The sequence below is a fragment of the Janthinobacterium sp. FW305-129 genome, assembly GCF_020858115.1.
Classification (GTDB): Bacteria; Pseudomonadota; Gammaproteobacteria; order Burkholderiales; family Burkholderiaceae_D; genus Janthinobacterium.
The window spans coordinates 1-1,019 of the sequence record NZ_JACYMM010000040.1; the positions used below are offsets into that span (position 1 = coordinate 1).

Genomic DNA, 1,019 nt, shown 5'->3' on the forward strand with positions numbered 1-1,019 from the left:
GGCAAAGTAACAGAGATTAAACTGAAGAGTTTGATCCTGGCTCAGATTGAACGCTGGCGGCATGCCTTACACATGCAAGTCGAACGGCAGCACGGAGCTTGCTCTGGTGGCGAGTGGCGAACGGGTGAGTAATATATCGGAACGTACCCTGGAGTGGGGGATAACGTAGCGAAAGTTACGCTAATACCGCATACGATCTAAGGATGAAAGTGGGGGATCGCAAGACCTCATGCTCGTGGAGCGGCCGATATCTGATTAGCTAGTTGGTAGGGTAAAAGCCTACCAAGGCATCGATCAGTAGCTGGTCTGAGAGGACGACCAGCCACACTGGAACTGAGACACGGTCCAGACTCCTACGGGAGGCAGCAGTGGGGAATTTTGGACAATGGGCGAAAGCCTGATCCAGCAATGCCGCGTGAGTGAAGAAGGCCTTCGGGTTGTAAAGCTCTTTTGTCAGGGAAGAAACGGTGAGAGCTAATATCTCTTGCTAATGACGGTACCTGAAGAATAAGCACCGGCTAACTACGTGCCAGCAGCCGCGGTAATACGTAGGGTGCAAGCGTTAATCGGAATTACTGGGCGTAAAGCGTGCGCAGGCGGTTTTGTAAGTCTGATGTGAAATCCCCGGGCTCAACCTGGGAATTGCATTGGAGACTGCAAGGCTAGAATCTGGCAGAGGGGGGTAGAATTCCACGTGTAGCAGTGAAATGCGTAGATATGTGGAGGAACACCGATGGCGAAGGCAGCCCCCTGGGTCAAGATTGACGCTCATGCACGAAAGCGTGGGGAGCAAACAGGATTAGATACCCTGGTAGTCCACGCCCTAAACGATGTCTACTAGTTGTCGGGTCTTAATTGACTTGGTAACGCAGCTAACGCGTGAAGTAGACCGCCTGGGGAGTACGGTCGCAAGATTAAAACTCAAAGGAATTGACGGGGACCCGCACAAGCGGTGGATGATGTGGATTAATTCGATGCAACGCGAAAAACCTTACCTACCCTTGACATGGCTGGAATCC

Annotated in this window: 1 rRNA gene; it reads left to right on the top strand. The window is 52.0% G+C overall.

From position 1 onward, the window contains the following. Positions 1–18: 18 nt before the first annotated feature. A 16S ribosomal RNA gene (locus IGS61_RS27705) occupies positions 19–1,019 on the top strand; the annotation flags it as partial.